This is a genomic window from Mesorhizobium sp. M0159 (assembly GCF_040322295.1).
Lineage (GTDB): Bacteria > Pseudomonadota > Alphaproteobacteria > Rhizobiales > Rhizobiaceae > Mesorhizobium.
Map to the genome: position 1 here is coordinate 87,256 of NZ_JAMYTF010000004.1, position 23,287 is coordinate 110,542.

At 62.8% G+C, this 23,287-nt stretch carries 17 protein-coding genes and 1 pseudogene; 11 read left to right on the top strand and 7 right to left on the bottom strand.

Features of this window, described 5'->3' with window-relative positions; genetic code table 11:
- Positions 1-179: 179 nt before the first annotated feature.
- Positions 180-653: a phosphatidylglycerophosphatase A family protein gene (locus NKJ32_RS05590; RefSeq protein WP_352827001.1), complete on the bottom strand. Its 474-nt coding sequence runs from the start codon at positions 651-653 to the stop codon at positions 180-182.
- Positions 654-926: 273 nt separating this feature from the next.
- Here NKJ32_RS05590 and NKJ32_RS05595 point away from each other — a divergent pair, with 273 nt between their 5' ends.
- Complete coding sequence (locus NKJ32_RS05595) at positions 927-1,553, top strand: CDP-alcohol phosphatidyltransferase family protein (RefSeq protein WP_352591510.1); 627 nt, start codon at positions 927-929, stop codon at positions 1,551-1,553.
- Positions 1,554-1,612: 59 nt separating this feature from the next.
- On the opposite strand, the gene NKJ32_RS05600 is transcribed toward NKJ32_RS05595, so the two are convergent.
- From NKJ32_RS05600 to NKJ32_RS05625, 6 genes are all read right to left on the bottom strand, one after another.
- The gene (locus NKJ32_RS05600; protein ID WP_352827003.1) at positions 1,613-2,632 is read right to left on the bottom strand and encodes an LLM class flavin-dependent oxidoreductase; all 1,020 of its coding nucleotides are present in this window, start codon (positions 2,630-2,632) and stop codon (positions 1,613-1,615) included.
- A gap of 154 nt (positions 2,633-2,786) precedes the next feature.
- Positions 2,787-2,993: a hypothetical protein gene (locus NKJ32_RS05605; protein WP_352591516.1), complete on the bottom strand. Its 207-nt coding sequence runs from the start codon at positions 2,991-2,993 to the stop codon at positions 2,787-2,789.
- Between the two features lie 18 nt (positions 2,994-3,011).
- Positions 3,012-4,154: a DegT/DnrJ/EryC1/StrS family aminotransferase gene (locus NKJ32_RS05610; RefSeq protein ID WP_352591519.1), complete on the bottom strand. Its 1,143-nt coding sequence runs from the start codon at positions 4,152-4,154 to the stop codon at positions 3,012-3,014.
- A 253-nt stretch (positions 4,155-4,407) separates the two neighbouring features.
- On the bottom strand, positions 4,408-5,331 hold the full coding sequence (locus tag NKJ32_RS05615) for a carbohydrate kinase family protein (RefSeq protein WP_352591522.1): 924 nt from the start codon (positions 5,329-5,331) through the stop codon (positions 4,408-4,410).
- Positions 5,328-5,774, bottom strand: coding sequence for an RbsD/FucU family protein (locus tag NKJ32_RS05620; protein ID WP_352591525.1), 447 nt, complete (start codon positions 5,772-5,774; stop codon positions 5,328-5,330). The genes NKJ32_RS05615 and NKJ32_RS05620 overlap by 4 nt, the downstream gene beginning before the upstream one ends.
- Before the next feature lie 2 nt (positions 5,775-5,776).
- Positions 5,777-7,006, bottom strand: a complete 1,230-nt coding sequence (locus NKJ32_RS05625; RefSeq protein ID WP_352827005.1) for an ROK family transcriptional regulator — start codon at positions 7,004-7,006, stop codon at positions 5,777-5,779.
- Between the two features lie 267 nt (positions 7,007-7,273).
- On the opposite strand from NKJ32_RS05625, the pseudogene NKJ32_RS05630 reads away from it, so the two are divergent.
- From NKJ32_RS05630 to bglA, 10 genes and pseudogenes are all read left to right on the top strand, one after another.
- A pseudogene (locus NKJ32_RS05630) lies at positions 7,274-8,248 on the top strand (sugar ABC transporter substrate-binding protein); the annotation flags it as partial.
- 157 nt (positions 8,249-8,405) lie between these two features.
- Positions 8,406-9,467 (top strand): ABC transporter permease, encoded by a 1,062-nt coding sequence (locus NKJ32_RS05635; protein ID WP_292653631.1) that lies wholly within the window; start codon positions 8,406-8,408, stop codon positions 9,465-9,467.
- Positions 9,468-9,469: 2 nt separating this feature from the next.
- A complete protein-coding gene (locus NKJ32_RS05640) occupies positions 9,470-10,252 on the top strand; it encodes an ATP-binding cassette domain-containing protein (protein WP_352470952.1) in 783 nt (260 codons plus the stop codon).
- 173 nt (positions 10,253-10,425) lie between these two features.
- On the top strand, positions 10,426-12,894 hold the full coding sequence (locus NKJ32_RS05645; RefSeq protein WP_352591532.1) for a glycogen/starch/alpha-glucan phosphorylase: 2,469 nt from the start codon (positions 10,426-10,428) through the stop codon (positions 12,892-12,894).
- Between the two features lie 146 nt (positions 12,895-13,040).
- The gene (glgB, locus tag NKJ32_RS05650; RefSeq protein WP_352591535.1) at positions 13,041-15,254 is read left to right on the top strand and encodes a 1,4-alpha-glucan branching protein GlgB; all 2,214 of its coding nucleotides are present in this window, start codon (positions 13,041-13,043) and stop codon (positions 15,252-15,254) included.
- Positions 15,255-15,289: 35 nt separating this feature from the next.
- Positions 15,290-16,555, top strand: coding sequence for a glucose-1-phosphate adenylyltransferase (gene glgC / locus NKJ32_RS05655; RefSeq protein WP_352490794.1), 1,266 nt, complete (start codon positions 15,290-15,292; stop codon positions 16,553-16,555).
- 3 nt (positions 16,556-16,558) lie between these two features.
- Positions 16,559-18,004 carry a glycogen synthase GlgA gene (gene glgA / locus NKJ32_RS05660; RefSeq protein ID WP_352591538.1) on the top strand — a complete coding sequence of 482 codons (1,446 nt, stop codon included), beginning with the start codon at positions 16,559-16,561 and terminating at the stop codon, positions 18,002-18,004.
- A gap of 3 nt (positions 18,005-18,007) precedes the next feature.
- Positions 18,008-19,636: an alpha-D-glucose phosphate-specific phosphoglucomutase gene (locus NKJ32_RS05665; protein WP_352591541.1), complete on the top strand. Its 1,629-nt coding sequence runs from the start codon at positions 18,008-18,010 to the stop codon at positions 19,634-19,636.
- The gene (glgX, locus tag NKJ32_RS05670) at positions 19,636-21,669 is read left to right on the top strand and encodes a glycogen debranching protein GlgX (protein ID WP_352591544.1); all 2,034 of its coding nucleotides are present in this window, start codon (positions 19,636-19,638) and stop codon (positions 21,667-21,669) included. The genes NKJ32_RS05665 and glgX overlap by 1 nt, the downstream gene beginning before the upstream one ends.
- Positions 21,662-23,287 carry a beta-galactosidase BglA gene (bglA, locus tag NKJ32_RS05675; protein ID WP_352624584.1) on the top strand — a complete coding sequence of 542 codons (1,626 nt, stop codon included), beginning with the start codon at positions 21,662-21,664 and terminating at the stop codon, positions 23,285-23,287. Before glgX ends, bglA begins: the two co-directional genes overlap by 8 nt.

Below are 23,287 nucleotides of genomic sequence, written 5' to 3' on the forward strand. Positions count from 1 at the left end.
GGAATGCGGGCGATGCCAGGGCGCAGACGGCCAGCGCACGAAGCCCGGCCGCTACGACTCCCTTGCCGATCCCATCGCCTGGAATGGCCGCGATCCTGTGGCTTCGCATCGGTCCGGTCTTCCCTTGTGGCGCTAAACTCCGATGGACCACCGTGGCCTTGGCAGACCGAATGTCGCCGTTACCGCAAATGGTTAATCAAACCGTTCAGCAGGAGCAGCAACGCCCCAGCGGCGACAGCCGCGGCCGCGTCGTCCAGCATAATGCCGGCCCCACCCCTTACCTTGTCATGCATGATACGGATGGGCCAAGGCTTGAGGACGTCGAAAAACCGGAAAGCAAGGAAGCCTGCTGCCCACCAGAGTGGGTCGATCGGAAGCATGGAAAGTGTGGCGGCGGCGCCGAAGGTCTCATCGATGACGACGATCTGCGGATCCTCCGTCCCGGTACCGGAGATAACATGCGATGACGCCCATACGCCAACGGCGAACAGTGCCGCATAGGCAAGCACGGTCAGCCAAGGCGATGCAGGTATCAGAGCTGCAGCAACCGCCACTCCAACCATTGCGCCGACCGTGCCCGGCCATATTGGAGATAATCCCGCGCCAAGAGAGGTCGCGAGCAGGTAGGCAAACTTGGGTGAAAATTTATGCATCGAGTTTCGGCCGGCTTCCGACGGATGGCAAGCAATCATAGTCACATCGTTCGGGTGCGGCCGCCAGACCGCCGGCCGATTTGCTCCGTCAGCTTGGCGAGCGCCTTATTCCGCCGGCCGCATTCGTCGAAAGAAATCGCTGTTGCGGCGAGTTGAGAATGTTGCTGAGCCCGGTCTCGGCCCGCTTTGACCAATTGGAACGTTAGCGACGGTGGAACAAACCCGCAAATTGCTGGTAAAGCTCGGTGAAACGACATCATCAGAGGAGCCGCCATGATCGCCGGTCTCATGAAAAGTCGCATCGACCCGCTATGGGAGCAGGCCGCCTCTCCGCTGATCGGGATCGGCATGACGCCGAACCAGGTTACGGCTAGCGGGCTCGTGCTCGTCGCTTTGTCCTCGGCCGCCTATGTCTATCACCATTCAAGTCTTGCCTTTGGCCTTTGCCTGGCGTTTGCCTTCACCTTCGATGCGCTGGACGGTGCGGTAGCCCGCCGGACAAATATGAGCACCAAGGCCGGTGGCTATTTCGATGCCGTCGTCGACCGTTATCAGGAATTGGCCGTCTTTGCGGCAATCGGCTGGGTCGCCGATCTGTGGGCGATCGCAATGTTCGCGTTCGCCGGCGGGATCCTGACCAGTTACGCCAAGGCGCGGACGGCGCTGGAAATCCCTGTGGAAAACCACGGTTGGCCGGATTTCTTCGAGCGGATGGAACGACTGGTTTTCATTTGCGTGCTGCTCGCCACGGACGGAGTCGCGACCGCCATGGGCGCGGCTTCGCCCTGGATTCTGGCGGGTGGGTTCGCGCTGTACGCAGTGCTGGCCAACGCCACAGCGCTGCAACGGATCAGTCGCGCATTTGCGATGCTGAAACGAGCCGACGGGAAGCAGCCGTGAGACCGCTAGAACGCGAGCATCGTATCGACCGCCGTGGGTTTTTCCAACAAAGTCGCGCGTCAGCGCCAGCCCAAGCCAGGGGCGACATGGGTCAGGATCGCCTCGATGACATGGGCATTGTAGTCGACGCCGAGCTGGTTGGGGACGGTAAGCAGCAGCGTATCGGCCTCGGCGATGGCTTCGTCGCCCTTTAGCTGCTCGATCAGGACGTCCGGTTCGGCGGCATAGGAGCGGCCGAACACCGCGCGTCTGTCTGCCTCGATGTAACCGAAATGATGTCCGCTCTGGTTGCCGCCGAAATAGGCCCGGTCGCGATCGTCGACCAGCGCAAAAATGCTCCGGCTCACCGACACCCGCGGCTCGCGCGTGTGTCCGGCCGCCTTCCAGGCCTCACGAAAAGCCCTGATCTGTTCGGCCTGCTGGATGTGAAACGGCTTTCCGCCTTCGTCGAATTTGAGCGTGGAACTCTGCAGGTTCATCCCCAGCTTCGCCGCCCATTCGGCGGTGGCGTTTGTGGCGGCGCCCCACCAGATGCGCTCGCGCAGGCCCTCCGAGTGCGGCTCGACGCGAAGCAGGCCAGGCGGGTTGGGAAACATCGGCCGCGGGTTGGGCTGCGCAAAGCCTTTGCCCAGCAACACTTCGAGCAGCACTCCGGTGTGTCTGCGGGCCATGTCGGCATCGCTCTCGCCCTCTTGCGGGGCGTAGCCGAAGTAGCGCCATCCCTCGATCACCTGCTCCGGCGAGCCGCGGCTGATGCCCAGCTGCAGACGCCCTCCGGCGATTAGGTCGGCGGCGCCGGCGTCCTCGGCCATGTAGAGCGGGTTCTCATAGCGCATGTCGATCACCGCCGTGCCGATCTCGATTCGGCTGGTCTTCGCCCCAACCGCTGCCAGCAGCGGGAAGGGCGAGGCGAGCTGGCGCGCGAAGTGATGCACGCGGAAATACGCGCCGTCCGCACCCAATTCCTCGGCCGCGACGGCCAGCTCGACGGACTGCAAAAGCGCGTCGGCTGCCGTCCGCGTCTGCGATTGCGGCGAGGGCGTCCAATGCCCGAACGAGAGGAAACCAATCTTCTTCATGAAAATAGCCAGCCTAGAGGGAAAACAGGTGCAGACTATGCTTCGGCGCAGAGCAAAGCATCCCGAAATCGGAACCGACCGCCCCAGTTTGAGGTGAACGGTCCGTTGTTGATCAGCGATGCCGTCAATGGCGAGCCTGTTGCCGGCGCCGCATCTAGGAAGGTGCCGCGAACGCGAGCACTATCGCGATGAGGATCAACAGCGGCCCCATCCATTTAAAATGGGTTCCAAAGTTGGTCCACCATGCCTGCTGTTGGCCCGGGCGAGCTTGAGAGGGGTCCGAGAAAAATCCGAAGCCGACGCCAGCCATCCACAACCCGGCGCAGAACATGATGAACTCGTCGATGTATTCCGCGACCACGCTTCGAAACTTTCGAATTTATGCCGCCGCTACATGCGCCGAATTCGAGCCGATATAGTTACGGATTGTTTCGATGATCCGGTCCTGGTCAGCCTCGCTCAGATAGGGATGCATCGGCAGGCACAGGATGCGCTTCGGCAGCTCTTCCGAAACGGCAAGGCCGGTCGGCGTGCGCGGATAATCGCGATAGGCAATCTGGCTGTGCAGCGGTTTCACATAGTAGATGACCGACGGAATGCCCTTTTCACCGAGATGTGCCTTGAGCCCGTCGCGTTTCGGCGTTTCGATGGCGTATTGCGCCCAGGCCGAGCGGCCGCCGCCCAGATTGCGCGCTGCCTTGACGATATCGCCGAGACCTTCGGCATAGCGATTGGCGACCGCTTGCCGCACCACCATCTCGTCTTCGAGAATGGCCAGCTTCTCTATCAGAATCGCCGCCTGCAGCGTGTCGAGCCGTGAATTGATGCCGACGCGGACATTGTCGTATTGCGTTTCGCCCTTTCCGTGAAAGGCGAACGAGCGCAGCTGTTCGGCCAGCGCATCGTCATTGGTGAACATCGCACCGCCGTCGCCATAGCAGCCGAGCGGCTTTGCCGGATAGAAGCTGGTCGAGCCGACGGTGCCGAACGAGCCGCACATCTTGCCGTGAGCCGAGCCGCCGGTCGCCTGCGCCGCATCCTCGATGACCATCAGGCCTTCGCGATCGGCGATGGCCATGATCGCCTCGTAATCGGCGGCGAGGCCGAACAGGTCGACGGGAATGATTGCCTTCGGCCTCAGCCGGCCCTCCGCCTTGATCATGGCGATTGCCGCCTCGAGGCTGGCGATGTCGATATTGTAGCTGTCGGCATCGACATCGACGAACACCGGTTCGGCCTTGGTCAGCGCCACCACTTCGGCCGTGGCGGCGAAGGTGAAGCTCGGCACGAACACCGCGTCGCCCGGGCCGATGCCGGCGGCAAACAGCGGCAGCAGCAGCGCATCGGTGCCGTTGGCGCAAGCGACCACATGCTTGGTGCCGATATAGGCGGCGAGCTTGTTTTCGAGTTCGGTGACCTGAGGTCCGAGAATATAGCGGCCTTCGTCGACAACCCGGTCGATTGCGGCTTTCAGCCTGTCGCGGATGCGTTCGCGCTGCGCGCCAAGATCGATAAACTGCATGTCGGCCTCAAACGGTTTTAGCCAGATAACCGGCCGCTGGTAGCAGACTTGGCACGGCCGAGAAAGCCGCAGGGCAAAACCCTGAATTGCTCAAGTGTCGCAGCCTGTTACCTCTGATTTCCGATCTGCCCTCTTAAACGCGGGGAAATCCGGGCTTCGGCCGGCCTGATACGGGCTTCGCATCCCGCCCGCCAGGCTGGACGAAACATAAAGTGATCGCCGGTGAGCAGTCCATGGGCTGCGCACCAGCCGGTCAAGCGAGTTCATGCCGCCATGGCGGATTGGCGCCGGCCCGCGATACCGTCACCGCCGCGGCCTTGGCGCCGAGCGTCAGCGCCTTTTGGATGGCGCCTTCCGGCAAACTGGAGATTGCCGTCTTCGAGAGCAGACCCTGTTCGTGCAAGGAGGCAAGAATGCCGGCATTGAATGTGTCGCCGGCGCCGACCGTATCGACCACCTCGATCTTGTCCGGCACGACGGTGACCCGGTGCTGGCTGCTGTAACCGACCGCGCCCTCGCTGCCGTGGGTGACGACGATCAGCTTCGGACCGCGGTCCAGCCAGTTGCGGACTACGTCCTCATGCGAGCCGGCTTCGCCGAACCAGTTCAGATCCTCGTCCGACAGTTTCACGATGTCGGCCATCGCCATCATGTTGCGGATGCGCCTGAGGTGCTTGGCCTTGTCGGGAATGAAGTTTGGCCGGATGTTGGGGTCGAGCATCATCACGCGGCGCTCATGCTCGCGTCGCATGAACTCTTCATAGGCCGACCCGGCCGGCTCCGAGATCAGGCTGATGGCGCCGAACAGCATGGCCTCGATCTCGCTGCCGAGTTCCGGCAAGTCCTCGATGGTCAGCATGCGCCCGGCGGTGTTCTCGTCGTAGAAGGTGTAGGTCGCCTGGCCGTTGTTGAGCCGCACGAAGGCGAGAGTAGTCGGACGCGGCGAGGTGTGCGCATAGGTGGAACTGACCTTGCTGGCCCCCAGCGCCTCCCTGAACTGCCCGCCGAACAGATCGGACGACAGGCCGGAGAAGAAGCCGGCCGGCGCTCCGAGCCGGCCGAGCGCAATGGCCGAGTTGAAGACGGCACCGCCGACATAGGGCGCAAAGGCCGGCTCGCCCTCCGTCGTGGTGCGCGGCAGCATGTCGATCAGGGCTTCGCCGCAGCAGAGAATCATGAAGTTTTGCTTTCCGGCGGATAGATCACGCCCTTGCGAATGATGATGTTGGCATAAAGCCGCGGCTCGCTTGTCGCGACGATCGCATGCGCGGCCTTGACCCGTGCATAGAAGTCGGCGCCGGCAAGCGCAACCACCGTGCGGCCCGGCGCACGCCTGGCGCAGATCGCTTCCATCTCATGGTGAACCGGATCGGCTAGCAGGGGATCGCCTTTGGCCGAGGCGCGAAACAGCGCGTGCGGCACGGCGTCGTCGACCGGCAATACGCTCAATACCGCATCGAGCACGGGGACGAGATGATGACCGTCGGCGCGGATCAACCGTTGTGCCTGTTGCTCGGCCGGGTAGTTGCCGTCGACCAGCGCGATCTCGTCGCCATGGCCCATTGCGCGCAATATCGCCAGAAGCTCCGGGCCGAGCAGCGCCGGGATGCCGATCAGCATGCTCAGAAGCTCCGGGAAATCGTGGTCGAGCCGATGAGGAAGCGCTCCGATAGCGGCAGGCTGGCACCACCCAGCGCCCGCGCATGGATGCCGACCGTTCCCTCGCGAACGGTCGGAAGCCGCAGGCCTTCGCCGTCGATCCTGCCGATTGCCTGGATGACCGCATTAACAAGCCGCCTGCGCACGGCAAGCGGCATCCATCCGTCGATCACCGCGGCTTCGAAATCGATGACGGAGGACGCCGCAACAATGGCATAGGCGAGCGCCTGCGAGGCGCTTGCGATCCAGTCGTCGAGCTCGGCGCCGATCTCGCCCCAGTCCTGTGGCGAGGTCCACAGATGCGACGCCTCGACGCCACGCGCGTTGAGCGCCTTTTCCAGCGTGGCGATCGAGGCCACGTCGATCAATTGCGTCGGCTTGCCGTCCGGCCCGGGCACCGGCATCGAGCCCAGCGCGCCGGCATTGCCGGTTGGGCCGCCAAAAAGCCGGCCGTTCAGCACGATGCCGCCGCCGGCAAAGGCGCCGATGTAGAAATAGACGAAATCGCGCGCCGCACCCGCCGCCTGGCCAAACACGAGCTCCGCGCCGCAGGCCGAGGTGGCATCGTTCTGCAGATAGACTGGAAATTCGCATTGCGCCTGGATGTCGGCGCGAATATCGCGATGGCGCCATTCGTCCATTATTTCGAGCGGCGCGCCGGCGGTGTCGGCCCAGTTCCACAGTTCGAACGGCATGGCGATGCCAAGCCCGGCGATGCGTTTGTCCTGCGCCGGGGTGAGTTCGCCGCGCATCTTCTTCATGCCGCTCGTGACGAATTCCACCGTCTCGCGCGGCGCCGGATAGCGGTAGGAATGCTGCAGCATCGAGCGTACGTTGCCGAGGAAATCGATCAGCACCAGTTCGGCGCTGCGGCGGCCGATCTTCAGGCCGATGAAATAGGCGCCGTCGGGATTGAGCGCCATGGGTATGGAAGGCTGGCCGATCTTGCCGCGCAACGGCGCCTGGCGGACGAGCAGGTCGTCCTCCTCCAGCTCGCGCATTATGACCGAGACCGTCTGCGCCGAAAGGCCCGTCATGCGCGCAATGTCGGATTTGGCCAGGCTGCCGTGCTGACGCACCAGCGACAGCACCAGCCGCTCATTGTGGTCCCGCATGCCGCTTTGATTGGTGCCGCGGTGCAGACGGCTTTCGGCCGCATCGGGCGAGCCGTGCCTCGTAATGCCGGTCTCCACCCTGTTCCTCCCGTCGGTTCCCCTCAATGCTTTTGGTCTAGAGTGAGTGAACAATCCTGCGTTGTCAATAATAAATAAGAGTGATTTAATTATTGACAGTGCTGGCGGACTGGTGTCTCTTGCGATCGGCGTCGACACTGGGAGATTTCGTCGGACGCGCTGCAGATGCCGGTTGGCCGGCATCCTAAATGGTTCCATGGGAGGAAAATCGTGACCACGTCAAAACTGTTGAAATCCACCGTGTTTGCCGCGGCCGGACTGAGCCTGATGGCCTTTGCGTCGACGGCATCGGCCGCCGGGGTCGGCGCCTGCTTGATCACCAAGACCGACACCAATCCCTTCTTCGTCAAGATGAAGGAAGGTGCGACGGCCAAGGCCAAGGAGCTTGGCGTCGATCTCAAGACTTACGCGGGCAAGATCGACGGCGACAGCGAGAGCCAGGTGGCTGCAATCGAGAGCTGTATCGCCGACGGCGCCAAGGGTATCCTCATCACCGCGTCCGACACCAAGGGCATCGTGCCGACCGTGAAGAAAGCGCGGGACGCCGGGCTGTTGGTGATCGCGCTCGACACCCCGCTTGATCCGATCGATGCGGCTGACGCGACCTTCGCGACCGACAATCTGGAAGCCGGCAAGCTGATCGGCGCATGGGCCGCCGCGACGCTTGGCGACAAGGCCAAGGATGCCAAGATCGGCTTCCTCGACCTGACGCCGTCGCAGCCCACGGTGGATGTGCTGCGCGACCAGGGTTTCATGACGGGCTACGGCATAGACGTGAAGGACCCCAACAAGATCGGCGACGAGGACGATCCGCGCATCGTTGGCCACGACGTGACGAACGGCAATGAAGAGGGTGGTCGCAAGGCGATGGAGAACCTTCTGCAGAAGGATAACACCATCAACGTCATCCACACCATCAACGAGCCCGCAGCTGTCGGCGCCTACCAGGCGCTCAAGGCCGTCGGTCTCGAAAGCCAGGTGCTGATCGTCTCGGTCGACGGTGGCTGCCCCGGCGTGAAATCGGTGGCCGAAGGCGTGATCGGCGCTACCTCGCAGCAATATCCGCTCCAAATGGCGGCGCTCGGCATCGAGGCGATCGCCACTTTCGCCAAGGACGGGACGAAGCCGAAGCCGACCGAAGGCAAGAACTTCTTCGATACCGGCGTCAACCTAGTCACCGACAAGCCCGCCAACGGTGTTAAGTCAATGGACACAATGGAAGGCCGCGCCATGTGCTGGGGCTTTGCCTTGCTTGACCGGCAACTGATCGGGGTCGTCGGGGGGTTGATCCCCGGCCGCTCCGGGTGGACGATGTGCCGATCTAAACGCAAATAGTGCCGGCGGCAGACCGGAAGGCGTGGATGGCGTCGGCGGTTGGCCGAAGCCCAGGGGAGGAAACATGGCTCAAGCACAAGAATTCGAAAAAGTTCTATCGAGCAGCGACACAAGCGTCGCCGCGTTCGACGAGCATAAATCGGCCGTCAAGCGTGCCCAGCATTTCCTGCATTCCACGCCGGCAGCGGTGCCGCTCATCGTGCTGGTTCTGGCGATCATTATTTTTGGCATCACCATCGGCGGGCGTTTTTTTTCATCCTATACGCTGACGCTGATCCTTCAGCAGATCGCGATTGTCGGCATTCTGGGCGCCGCGCAGACGCTGGTGATCCTGACCGCCGGCATCGACCTGTCGATTGGCGTGATCATGGTGATTTCGGCTGTGATCATGGGCAATTGCGCGGTCAGCTACGGTATGCCGGCCGTGCTCGCGGTGGCGATCGGGCTTCTCGCCGGTGGCGCATGCGGCCTGCTCAACGGTGTGCTGGTCGCCTACATGAAGCTGCCGCCCTTCATCGTGACGCTCGGCACCTGGAACATCGTCATGGCCACCAATTTCATCTATTCGGCCAATGAGACGATCCGCGACACCGACGTCGACGTCCAGGCGCCTCTGCTGCACCTGTTTGCCCTCAGCTTTAAGGTCGGCACGGCCGTGTTGACGCTTGGCGTCATTGCCATGGTCGTTCTCGTGTTGGTCCTCTGGTACGTGCTCAACCACACCGCGTGGGGCCGCCATGTCTACGCGGTCGGCGACGATCAGGAGGCTGCGAAACTGTCGGGCATCCAGACGAAGAAGGTGCTGATGACCGTCTATGCCCTTGCCGGGCTGATCGCCGCCTTCGCAGCCTGGGTCTCCATCGGCCGCAATGGCTCGATCTCTCCTTCCGCCGCGGTCACCGACTACAATCTTCAGGCCATCACCGCGACGGTGATCGGCGGTATTTCTCTGTTCGGCGGGCGCGGCTCGATCCTCGGCACGCTGTTCGGCGCCATGATCGTCGGCGTCGTCTCGATGGGCCTCAACATGCTGGGCGCCGACCCGCAGTGGAAGGTGCTGCTCACCGGCGTGCTGATCATCGGCGCCGTGGCGATCGATCAATGGATCAGAAAGGTTTCGGCATAGCCATGACCCAGGAACCCATCCTCATCGCGCGCGGTCTGGTCAAGCGCTATGGCCGCGTCACCGCCCTCGACAACGCCGATTTCGACCTCTATCCGGGCGAAATCCTTGCCGTCATTGGCGACAACGGCGCCGGCAAGTCGTCGCTTATCAAGGCGATTTCCGGCGCGGTCGTGCCCGACGAAGGTGAGATACGACTTGAAGGCAAGCCCGTTGCGTTCAAGTCGCCGATGGAGGCCCGGGAGGCCGGCATCGAGACGGTCTATCAGAACCTGGCTCTGTCGCCGGCGCTGTCTATCGCCGACAACATGTTCCTCGGCCGGGAGATCCGCAAGCCGGGGTTCCTCGGCGAATGGCTGCGCATGCTCGACCGCCCGGCGATGGAAAAGCGCGCCCGCGACAAGCTCACGGAGCTTGGCCTGATGACCATCCAGAACATCAGCCAGGCCGTGGAAACGCTTTCCGGCGGCCAGCGTCAGGGCGTGGCGGTGGCGCGCGCCGCCGCCTTTGGCAGCCGGGTGGTGATCATGGATGAGCCGACGGCCGCGCTCGGCGTCAAGGAGAGCCGCCGCGTCCTCGAACTGATCCTCGACGTGAAGAAGCGAGGCCTGCCGATCGTGCTGATTTCACACAACATGCCGCATGTTTTCGAGGTGGCGGACCGCATCCACATTCACCGGCTCGGCCGTCGCCTGTGCGTCATCGATCCGAAGCAGTATACGATGTCCGACGCGGTCGCCTTCATGACCGGCGCCAAGGTGCCGCCGGAAGCGGCGCTGGCGGCTTGAGCAAGAACTTGAGGCCATCGCCGAGGGCCCAAACGCGCTGTTTCCAAATGCCAAATTGCCGCAGGGCAACCCGGCTTGCGATCACCCGAATCGATTGAACATCCGGTGGGATGCACTAGCATTGGCAGAGATGGTGAAAGCCGCATGATCCTGGCAACGTCACGAGAGGCAGCATGACGCGCGCGATGACAACCGAAGCTCCTCTGCCCACGCTCAAAAACCCGGATCCCAAGACGCTCGCCGAGGAAGTCTTGCAAGCCCTCAAATACAGGGTCGGCAAGGGCACCAACGTTGCAACCCAGTACGATTGGCTCACCGCCTCAATCAAGGTTGTACGCGACCGCATAGTCGATCACTGGATGCAGGCGACCCAAGAGGCCTACGCCCAGCAGGAAAAGCGCGTCTACTACCTGTCACTGGAATTCCTCATCGGCCGCCTGATGCGCGATGCCTTCTCCAATCTCGGCCTGATGGACAATATGCGCGAGGCGCTGTCGTCGCTTGGCGTCGACCTCGACATCATTGCTACGCTCGAACCGGACGCTGCCCTTGGCAATGGCGGTCTGGGCCGGCTCGCCGCCTGCTTCATGGAAAGCATGGCGACCGTCAATATCCCCGCGCATGGCTACGGCATCCGCTACGCCAACGGCATGTTTCGGCAGGAGATCCATGACGGCTGGCAGGTGGAGCTGCCCGAGACATGGCTCGATCACGGCAATCCCTGGGAGTTCGAGCGCCGCGAACGCTCCTTCGAGGTCGGCTTCGGCGGCTCGGTGGAATCGGTCACGTCGAACGACGGCCGGCTCGAGCGCCACGTCTGGAAGCCGACCGAACATGTTCTGGCAGTCGCCTATGATACGCCGGTTGTCGGCTGGCGGGCCAACCGCGTCAACACGCTGCGTCTGTGGTCCGGCATGCCGGTCGACCCGATCCTGCTCGACAAATTCAACGCCGGCGATCACATCGGCGCGCTCGCCGAAAGCAACAAGGCCGATGCGTTGTCGCGCGTCCTTTACCCGGCCGATTCCCACAAGGCCGGCCAGGAGCTGCGGCTCAGGCAGGAGTATTTCTTCTCCACCGCCTCGCTGCAGGACATCGTCCAGCGTCATCTCAGCCAGTATGGCGACCTGCAATCGCTGCCCGACAAAGCGGCGATCCATCTCAACGACACCCATCCGGCGATCGCCGTAGCCGAGCTGATGCGCCTGTTGATGGATGTCCACGGCATGGATTTCGACCAGGCCTGGAGCATCACCAAGCGCACCTTCGGCTACACCAACCACACGCTGCTTCCCGAAGCGCTGGAAAGCTGGCCGGTGCCGCTGTTCGAGCGGCTGTTGCCGCGCCACATGCAGATCGTTTACGCCATCAACGCCGAAGTGCTGCTCGAGGCGCGCGCCTCCGACCAGTTCTCGGACGAGCAGATCAGCCGCATCTCGCTGATCCAGGAAAATGGCGATCGCCGCGTGCGCATGGGCAATCTGGCCTTTGTCGGCTCGCACTCGATCAACGGCGTCTCTGCCCTGCACACGGAATTGATGAAGGAGACGGTGTTTGCCGACCTCCACAGGCTCTACCCGGATCGCATCAACAACAAGACCAACGGGATCACACCGCGGCGCTGGCTGATACAGTGCAATCCCGGCCTCACTGCACTCACCCGAGAGGCGATTGGCGACGGCTTCCTCGACGACATCGACGAGATAAAGCGGCTTGATCCTTTCGCTGAGGACGCCGCCTTCCGCGACAAGTTCGCCGCCGTCAAACGGGCGAACAAGGCGAGGCTTGCCAAGCTCGTTGCCGACCGGCTCGGCATCAAGGTCGACCCATCGGCGCTGTTCGACATCCAGGTCAAGCGCATCCACGAATACAAGCGCCAGCTCTTGAACATTCTCGAAGCGGTCGCGCTTTACGACCAGATCCGCTCGCATCCGGAGCGCGACTGGATGCCTCGCGTCAAATTCTTCGGCGGCAAGGCGGCGCCCAGCTATCACAACGCCAAGCTGATCATCAAACTTGCCAATGACGTCGCCCGGGTCATCAACCGCGACCCGGCGGTGCGCGGCTTGCTGAAAGTGGTGTTCGTGCCGAACTACAATGTCAGCCTTGCCGAGATCATGATGCCGGCCGCCGATCTTTCGGAGCAGATATCGACCGCCGGCATGGAAGCGTCCGGCACCGGCAACATGAAGTTCGCGCTGAACGGCGCGCTGACCATCGGCACGCTCGACGGCGCCAATGTCGAGATCAAGGAATGCGTGGGCGACGACAATATCTTCATCTTCGGCCTGACCACCGATGAGGTCGCCGAACGACGCAACAATGGTTACGATCCGCGCGCTGTGATCGAGGGATCGCCTGAATTGGCGCAGGCGCTGGCCGCGGTTTCATCCGGAGTCTTTTCACCTGACGATCCGGATCGTTATCGCGACCTGATCAACGGTCTTTACCAGAGCGACTGGTTCATGGTCGCCGCGGATTTCGATGCCTACGCCGCCACACAGCGCGACGTCGATGCCGTCTGGCGCAACAGCCCGGACTGGTACGCCAGAGCCATCCGCAATGTCGCGCGCGTCGGCTGGTTCTCGTCCGATCGAACGATCCGCCAATATGCGAAAGACATATGGCACGTGCCCGCCTGATATGATTGCATGAGGCCACGAACAATGTGGTCCTAGTGGAGTGGATTTGACCCTCGCATCGCTTGGAGGGTTAGGCGGCATGCGAATGTCGAATTCAAAACTCCACTAGAAACATACACTTGGTGCCCGGGGAGGGTCACTGCCTGATGAGCAAGCCGCGCGCGACCGTTGCGACAAGCGGGCCGGACGGACTGGCGCCAGCCGGCGATGTCGCGGCGATTGTCGCCGGCACGCACGGCGATCCGTTTGCCGTGCTTGGCGTGCATGAGGCGGGAAAGGGCTTTGTCGCCCGCTGCTTCGTCCCTCATGCCGAGTTCGTCACCGCCTATACGCTGACCGGCAAGAAGGCCGGCGAGCTGTCGAGACGCGACGACCGCGGTTTCTTCGAAGGCAAACTGTCGCTGCGCAAACGCCAGCCGCTGCGCTATCACGCCAGGAATTCCGGCGGTGACTGGTGGCTGACCGATCCATATTCCTTCGGTCCCGTGCTCGGCCCGATGGACGATTATTACATCGCCGAAGGGTCGCATCTCAGGCTGTTCGACAAGCTCGGCGCCCATCTCATCGACCATGAAGGTGCATCGGGTGTGCATTTTGCGGTGTGGGCGCCCAATGCAAGGCGCGTCTCGGTGGTCGGCGACTTCAACGAGTGGGACGGCCGCAGGCATACCATGCGCGTCCGCCGCGACACCGGCATCTGGGAGCTGTTCATTCCCGACATCGGCGCAGGCCGCCCATATAAGTATGAAATCATCGGGCCGGATGGCGTGAGATTGCCGCTCAAAGCCGATCCGTTCGCCTTCAAGTCCGAACTGCGCCCGGCCACCGCCTCGGTGACGGCACTGCCGCCGGCGCATGAATGGGGTGACGAGGCGCACCGGAACTACTGGCGCAATGCCGACCACAGGCGCGAGGCCGTATCGATCTACGAGGTCCATGCCGGGTCATGGCGGCTTCACGACGACGGCAGCTTCCTGTCGTGGGATGAGCTCGCCGACAGGCTGATCCCTTACGTGGTCGAGAGCGGTTTTACCCACATCGAATTCATGCCGATCTCCGAACACCCTTATGACCCGTCCTGGGGCTACCAGACGACGGGTCTTTATGCGCCGACTGCCCGCTTTGGCGATCCGGACGGTTTTGCCCGCTTCGTCGACGGCGCCCACCGTGCAGGCATCGGCGTCATCCTCGACTGGGTCCCGGCGCATTTCCCGGTTGACGAACACGGTCTGGCAAAGTTCGACGGTACCGCGCTCTACGAACATGCCGATCCGCGCAAGGGCTTCCATCCCGACTGGAACACCGCGATCTATAATTTTGGGCGCCGCGAAGTGATTTCGTTCCTGGTCAACAATGCGCTGTTCTGGGCCGAGAAATATCACGTCGACGGACTGCGCGTCGATGCGGTCGCCTCGATGCTTTATCTCGATTATTCTCGCAAGGCCGGTGAATGGATTCCCAACGAGAAGGGCGGGCGGGAGAACCTCGAAGCGGTCAGCTTCCTGCAGCGTATGAACAAGGAGGTCTACGGCCACCATCCAGGTGTGATGACCATCGCCGAGGAATCGACCTCGTGGCCGAAAGTCTCGCAGCCGGTGCATGAAGGCGGACTGGGCTTCGGTTTTAAATGGAACATGGGCTTCATGCATGACACTTTGGAGTATTTCTCCAAGGAGCCGATCTTCCGCAAGCATCACCACAACGACATCACCTTCGGTCTGGTCTACGCCTTCAGCGAGAATTTCGTGCTGCCGCTGTCCCATGACGAAGTGGTGCACGGCAAGGGCACGCTGCTCAACAAGATGGCCGGCGACGACTGGCAGAAATTCGCGACGCTGCGCGCCTATTACGCGTTCATGTGGGGTTATCCCGGCAAGAAGCTGTTGTTCATGGGCCAGGAGTTCGCACAGCGCCGCGAGTGGAGCGAGGGGCGGGCGCTCGACTGGAACCTGCTCGATTTCCGGCTCCACCGCGGCGTCTGGCAGACGGTGCGCGATCTCAACTATCTCTACCGCTCGCGCCCCGCGCTGCATGCCCGCGACTGCGAGCCGGAGGGCTTTTCCTGGCTGATCGTCGACGACAGCGCGAACTCAGTATTTGCCTGGCTGCGCAGCGCGCCGGGCGGCAACCCGATCGCGGTCATTTCCAACTTCACGCCGGTGCCGCGCGACAATTACCGCGTGCCGTTGCCGCACGCCGGAAAATGGCGCGAGATCATCAACACCGATGCCACGGATTATGGCGGTTCCGGCAAGGGCAATAGCGGCGGCGTCGAGGCTCAGGCGGAAGGAGGAGGCATTTCGGCGACGATGCTTTTGCCGCCGCTGTCGACGATCATGCTCGAATTCGTCCCGGACTGAGCTATGTCTGGAGCATCTAACCTGGGAGGATAGGAATGGCTGAAATAAAACGAACACAGCCGCTGGCACGCGACGCCATGGCTTATGTGCTGGCCGGCGGCCGTGGCAGCCGGCTCAAGGAACTGACCGACCGCCGCGCCAAGCCGGCGGTCTATTTTGGCGGCAAGACCCGCATCATCGATTTCGCGCTCTCCAATGCGCTCAATTCCGGTATCCGCCGCCTCGGCGTCGCCACCCAGTACAAGGCGCATTCGCTGATCCGCCATCTGCAGCGCGGCTGGAACTTCCTGCGGCCCGAGCGCAACGAGAGTTTCGACATCCTGCCTGCCAGCCAGCGTGTATCGGAAACGCAATGGTATGAGGGCACCGCCGACGCCGTTTACCAGAACATCGACATCATCGAGGCCTACGGGCCGGAATACATGGTCATCCTGGCCGGCGACCACATCTACAAGATGGACTACGAAATGATGCTGCGCCAGCATGTCGAGGCCGGCGCCGACGTCACCGTCGGCTGCCTCGAAGTGCCACGCATGGAAGCCACCGGCTTCGGCGTCATGCATGTCGATCCCAAGGACACCATTATCTCCTTCATCGAAAAGCCCGCCGATCCGCCGGGCATTCCCGACAAACCGGATTTCGCGCTCGCCTCGATGGGCATCTATGTGTTCAAGACCAAATTCCTGATGGAGCAATTGCGTCGCGATGCGGCGGAGCCCGGCTCGAGCCGCGACTTCGGCAAGGACATCATCCCCTACATCGTCGAGCACGGAAAGGCGATCGCCCATCGTTTTGCCAAATCCTGCGTGCGCTCGACCGCCGAGAACGAGGCCTATTGGCGCGACGTCGGCACGGTCGACGCCTATTGGGAGGCCAATATCGACCTGACCGACATCACGCCGGAACTCGACCTTTACGACCGCGATTGGCCGATCTGGACCTATGCCGAGTTGAAGCCGCCGGCAAAATTCGTGCATGACGAGGATGGCCGCCGCGGGTCGGCCGTGTCGTCTCTCGTGTCGGGCGATTGCATCGTTTCGGGCGCTTCGCTGAAGCGAAGCCTGATCTTCACCGGCGCCCGCATCAATTCCTATTCGACGCTGGAGGAGGTCGTCATGCTGCCGGACGTCCATGTCGGCCGCAACGCCAGGCTGAAGCGCGTGGTCATCGATCACGGCGTCAGGATCCCGGAGGGTCTGGTGGTCGGCGAGGATCCCGTCCTCGACGCCAAGCGTTTCCGCGTTTCGGAAAAAGGCATCTGCCTCGTCACGCAGGACATGATCAACAGGCTGGGATCGTAGTGCATGCAGGTTCTGTCGGTGGCGCCCGAGATCTTTCCGCTGGTCAAGACGGGCGGGCTCGCCGACGTGACCGGCGCCTTGCCCGTGGCATTGGCCGGCAAGGGCGTCATCATGCGCACGCTCGTCCCCGGCTATCCTCAGGTGATGGGCGCCTTCAGGAAAAAAAAGCCGGTTCAGCAATATCCGTTGCTGCAGGGCGGCAAGGCCTCGGTGCATGCCGTCCAGATCGCCGGGCTCGACCTGTTCGTGCTTGACGCGCCGCATCTTTTCGACCGTCCCGGCGGCCCATACGGCAACGCGACCGGCGCCGACTGGCCGGACAATTGGCGGCGGTTCGCGGCCTTGAGCCAGGTAGGCGGTGATATTGCCGGCGGCGCAATCTCGGGCTACCTGCCCGATATCGTCCATGCCCATGACTGGCAGTCGGCAATGACGCTCGCCTACATGCGCTACGGCAAGGCGGTCGGCACGCCGTCGATGATCACCGTGCACAACCTCGCCTTCCAGGGTCAGTTCGGCGCCGGCATCTTTGGCGAGCTTGGCCTGCCGGCGGCGGCGATGGCGCTCGACGGCGTCGAATATTACGGCGGCGTCGGCTTCCTCAAGGCCGGCCTGCAGGCGGCGTGGGCGATCACCACGGTCAGCCCGACCTATGCGCAGGAAATCCGCTTGCCCGAATTCGGCATGGGCCTCGACGGCCTGATCAACATGCGCTCCGTCGATCTCCATGGCATCGTCAACGGCATCGATACCGAGATATGGAACCCGGAAACCGACAAGCATCTGGTTTGCAACTACACCGCAAAGACGCTCAAGGCACGGATGCCCAACAAGGCCGCGGTCGAGGACCGCTTCAGCCTCGATCGCGATGACAGCCCGATCGTCTGCGTCATCAGCCGTTTGACCTGGCAAAAGGGCATGGACATATTGGCGGCGGCCGTCGACGGCATCGTTGCAAGAGGTGCGCGGCTGGCGATCCTCGGCTCCGGCGATGCCGGGCTCGAAGGCGCATTGCTTGCCGCCGCAGCCCGCCATCGCGGCCGCATCGGCGTCGTCGTCGGCTATGACGAGGGACTCTCCCACACCATGCAGGGCGGCAGCGACGCCATCATTATCCCATCGCGCTTCGAACCTTGCGGGCTGACACAGCTTTACGGCCTGCGCTATGGCTGCGTGCCGGTGGTCGCGCGCACCGGGGGCCTTGCCGACACGATCATCGATGCCAACGAAGCCGCCATCTCTGCCGGCGTTGCGACCGGTTTCCAGTTTGCGCCCGCCAATGCCGGCGCCTTGCTGCACGCCGTCCGCCGCCTTGTCGAGGCGCATGCCAATCCCGCAGTGTGGACGTCGATGCAGCGGCAAGGCATGAAGGCCGACGTTTCGTGGGACAAAAGCGCCGAAAAATATGTCCAACACTATCGCTTGCTGCTTTCGAAAAGGGCTGCCTGACTGATGATCCGCACCGTCGCCACCAAACCCTATCCCGACCAGAAGCCCGGCACCTCCGGGCTGCGTAAAAAGGTCCCCGTGTTCCAGCAGGAGCACTATGCCGAGAACTTCATCCAGTCGATCTTCGATGCGCTGGACGGGTTCGAGGGCAAAACCCTGGTGATCGGCGGCGACGGCCGCTTCTATAACCGCGAGGTCATCCAGAAGGCCATCGCCATGGCCGCGGCAAACGGCTTCGGCAAGGTGATGGTCGGGCAGGGCGGCATCTTGTCGACGCCGGCCGCTTCGCATGTCATCCGCAAATACAAGACCTTTGGCGGCATCATCCTGTCGGCCAGCCACAATCCGGGCGGCCCGCATGAGGATTTCGGCATCAAATACAATGCCGGCAATGGCGGCCCAGCGCCGGAAAAGCTGACCGACGCGATCTTCGAAAAAACCAAGGCGATTTCAAGCTTCAAGATCGCCGATATCGGGCAGGTCGACATCGACACGATCGGCACGGTCAAGACGGGGGACATGACCGTCGAAATCATCGATCCTGTCGCCGACTATGCCGAACTGATGGAAAGCCTGTTCGATTTCGACGCATTGCGGGCGCTGTTCAAGTCGGGCTTCCGCATGCGCTTCGACGCCATGCATGCGGTGACCGGCCCCTACGCCAAGGAGATCCTCGAAAACCGGCTCGGCGCGCCCAACGGCACCGCCCGCAATTTCATTCCGCTGCCGGATTTCGGCGGCCATCATCCCGATCCCAATCTGGTGCATGCAAAACACCTCTACGACGAGATGATGGGGCCGGATGCGCCAGACTTTGGCGCCGCCTCGGATGGCGACGGCGACCGCAACCTGATTATCGGCAAGGGAATTTTCATCACCCCGTCTGATTCGGTGGCGATGCTCGCCGCCAACGCCCATCTGGCGCCGGGCTACAAGGCTGGGCTGAAAGGCATCGCCCGCTCGATGCCGACCAGCGGTGCTGCCGACCGGGTCGCCGAAAAGCTCGGCATCGGCATCTACGAGACGCCGACCGGCTGGAAATTTTTCGGCAATCTGCTCGATGCCGGCATGGCAACGATCTGCGGCGAGGAGAGTGCGGGCACCGGCTCCAACCATGTCCGCGAAAAGGACGGCCTGTGGGCTGTGCTTTTATGGCTCAACATCCTTGCCGTGCGCGGCGAAAGCGCCAAGCAGATCGTCACCCAGCATTGGGCGGCCTATGGCCGTAACTATTATTCGCGCCACGACTACGAGGAGGTCGAGATTGATCGTGCCAACGCGCTTGTCGACGAGCTGCGCGCCAAGCTCGGCTCGCTGCCTGGCACCAGCGTGCGCGGCATGACGATCGCCAGCGCCGATGATTTCGCCTATCACGATCCGGTCGACGGCTCGGTCAGCAAGAACCAGGGCATCAGGGTGTTGTTCGAAGGCGGCTCACGCGTCGTCTTCCGCCTGTCCGGCACCGGCACCTCGGGCGCGACGCTGCGGCTTTATGTCGAGCGCTACGAGCCGGACAAGAACCGCCACGATCTCGACACCCAGGAGGCACTTGCCGATCTGATCGTGGCGGCCGACGACATTGCCGGGATTCGCCGCCATACCGGCCGCGCCAAACCGAGCGTCATCACCTGATGTCGTCGGGACTATCCGCCGGCTATCGTCCGCGATTTGGCGGGCTTGCCGGGGAGGGCGGCATCCGCTTCGCCGCATGGTCCTCGTTGGCTCGGCGCATCTGGGTTTCGATTTTCGACGAACACGGCAACCGCGAAATCGACCGGCTGGAACTCCAGTCGGAAGGCGAGGGCGTCCACGCACTTTTTGTTGCCGGTCTCGCCGCTGGCACCCGATACGGGTTCCGTGCCGATGGCGACTACGCGCCGGAACACGGTTTCTGGTTCGATCCCGACAAGCTGCTGGCCGATCCCTATGCCGTCGAGATCGACAGGCCCTATGCCTATGACGGCCGGCTAGCCGCGCGCCGGGGTGAGGGGGCCGACACGGCGCCGCTGATGCCGAAAGCCATTGCTGGCGCCTTGCCGGAACCCTTGCCTGCCTTGCCGCCTCTGTTTCGGTCCGGCGGCCTCATCTACGAAGTGCCGGTACGCGCGTTCACAAAGCTGCATAAGGACATTCCCGAGAAGCAACGCGGCACCATTGGAGCGCTCGCTCACCCCCTCGTTGTCGAGCATCTGCAAAAACTCGGCGTGGCAGCCATTGAGTTGATGCCGGTGACTGCATCGATCGACGAACGGCATTTACCGCCGCTCGGTCTGCGCAACGCCTGGGGTTATAATCCCGTGACCTTCATGGCGCTCGATCCGCGACTGGCGCCCGGCGGTCTGGCCGAGTTGCGCGGAACGGTCGCCGCGCTGCGCGAGGCCGGCATCGGCACCATTCTCGACCTGGTGTTCAACCACACCGGCGAAAGCGACCGGCTCGGCCCGACATTGTCGCTGCGCGGGCTCGACAATCGCGCCTATTACCGGCACGAGGCCGACGGCGCTCTGGTCAATGACACCGGAACCGGCAATACGCTCGCCTGCGAACATCCGGTCGTCCGGGAAATGGTCCTCGACACGCTTCGCCACTTTGTCCAGCGCGCCGGTGTCGACGGATTCCGCTTCGACCTGGCGCCGATCCTCGGCCGCGTCGACGGCGTTTTCGACGCCGATGCGCCGCTGCTGAACGCCATTCGCAAAGATCCTGTTCTTGGCGACCGGGTGCTGATCGCCGAGCCTTGGGATATCGGACCGGATGGCTATCAGCTCGGCAATTTTCCGCCACCCTTCCTCGAATGGAACGACAAATGCCGTGACGATATCCGCCGTTTCTGGCGCGGCGACGGCGGCATTATCGGTGCCTTGGCGACGCGGCTTGCCGGTTCGTCCGATGTCTTTGCCAAACCAGGCCAGACAACGAGCCGCAGCATCAACTTCATCGCCGCGCATGACGGCATGACGCTGGCCGATATCGTTGCCTATGAGCACAAGCACAATGAGGCCAATGGCGAACAGAACCGCGATGGCCACGACGACAACCTGTCCTGGAACAATGGCCTCGAGGGCGAGACCGGCGACCAGTCAATCGTTACGGCCCGTTTCGATGACCAGTGCGCGCTGCTGGCGACGCTCTTTGCCTCGCGCGGCACGATCATGCTGACGGCCGGCGACGAGTTCGGCCGCACGCAGCGCGGCAACAACAACGCCTACGCGCAGGACAATGACATCACCTGGCTCGACTGGGCCGGGCGCGACCGGGCGCTGGAGCTGTACACGGTTCTGCTCGCCAAGATGCGTCGTGCCGTGCCGGCGCTTTTGGACACAACATTCCTGACCGGAGAACCGCCTGCGGGCTCGGAAATCCCAGACGTAGCCTGGCTGACGGAAACCGGCATGCCGCTCGACGAGGCCGCCTGGCACGATGCCAGGCGGCACCGGCTGGTCATGGTTCTCGGGAGCGGTGAGAACAGTCGCCTTGCGGTGGTCATCAATGGCGACCGCCGGGCCTGCATGTTCACGCTGCCGGAACGGGCGGGTTTTCATTGGCGCCCTGCCATCGAAACGGATACTGGCGACATCTCACGGCCGGTGCCTGGGCGAACGGTCATGTTCATGATCGAACGCGGGGCCGCGCGGGTGGGCGCAGGGGAGAGCCACGATGGCTGACAATGCCGAATGGTGGCGCGGCTGCGTCATCTACCAGATCTACCCGCGCTCCTACCAGGACACGACAGGCGACGGCAGCGGCGATCTCAGCGGCGTCACCTCGAGGCTGGCCCATGTCGCATCGCTGGGTGTCGACGCGGTTTGGCTGTCGCCTTTCTTCAAGTCGCCAATGGCGGATATGGGTTACGACGTTTCGGATTACTGCGCCGTCGATCCGATGTTCGGCACATTAGAGGATTTCGACGCACTGATTGCAGAGGCGCACCGGCTCGGCCTGAAGGTGATCATCGATCAGGTCTTGTCGCATTCGTCGGATCGGCACGAATGGTTCGTCGAAAGCCGCACGAGCCACGACAACCCCAAGGCCGACTGGTACGTCTGGGCCGATGCGAAGCCCGACGGCACCGCCCCCAACAACTGGCTGTCGCTTTTCGGCGGCCCGGCCTGGGAATGGGACGCAACGCGCAGGCAATATTACCTGCACAATTTCCTCGCCTCGCAGCCGGACCTGAATTTCCACAACCCAAAGGTGCAGGACGCCTTGCTGGAAACGGTGCGGTTCTGGCTCGAGCGCGGCGTCGACGGTTTCCGGCTGGATACGGTCAACTATTACGTCCACGACCGCTGGGTGCGCAGCAACCCGCCTTTGGCGGAAAGCGTCGCCGGCACCAATACGGCAACCAGCCCCTATCTCTATCAGGAGCATCTGTTCGACAAGAGCCAGCCGGAAAACCTTGCTTTCCTCAGGCGCTTCCGGGCCTTGCTTGACGAATATGAAGGCCGCGCCGCTGTCGGCGAGATTGGCGACGAAACGCGTTCCTTGCAGACACTCGCCGCCTATACCGGCGGTGGCGACAAGCTCCAAATGTCCTACACGTTCGACCTGCTCGGCCCGCAATTCTCGGCGTCGCATGTGCGTGGCTGTGTTGAGGCCTTCGAGAGTACGGTGTTCGACGGCTGGGTTTGCTGGGCGTTCTCCAACCACGATGTCGTGCGCCATGTCAGTCGATGGACAAGGCCGGGCGGCGATCCGGACAGGGTGGCGAAATTCTCGATCGTGCTGCTTTCCTGCCTGCGCGGATCGATCTGCCTCTACCAGGGCGAAGAACTCGGGCTGGAGGAGGCCGAACTGGCGTTCGAGGATTTGCGCGATCCCTTCGGCATCCGCTTCTGGCCGGCAATCAAGGGACGGGATGGGTGCCGAACGCCGATGGTCTGGGAGGCTGGCGCCGACAATGCCGGCTTTTCGACCGGCAAGCCGTGGCTTCCGGTCCCGGCAAGCCATCGTGCCCAGGCGGTCGACGTCCAGGACGGCGAGCAAACCTCCGTCCTGGCGAGCTACCGGGCGATGCTGGCCTTGCGCAAGCAGCATCCGGCGCTGGCTCGAGGCTCGATCCGGTTCCTCGATGCCGAAGGCGACGTCCTTGCTTTCATTCGCGAAGGCGGTGACGAAAAGCTGCTCTGTGTCTTCAATTTCGCCGACGAGCCGGCCGGCTGGCAATTGCCACCGGATCTGGAAGCGATAGAGCCGATAGACCTTGGCGGTGCTGCCGGCGTCTTGCAGGAAAGAACTCTGTCGCTGCCGCCGCTGGGCTGCTTCCTCGGCCGGATCGGCTGA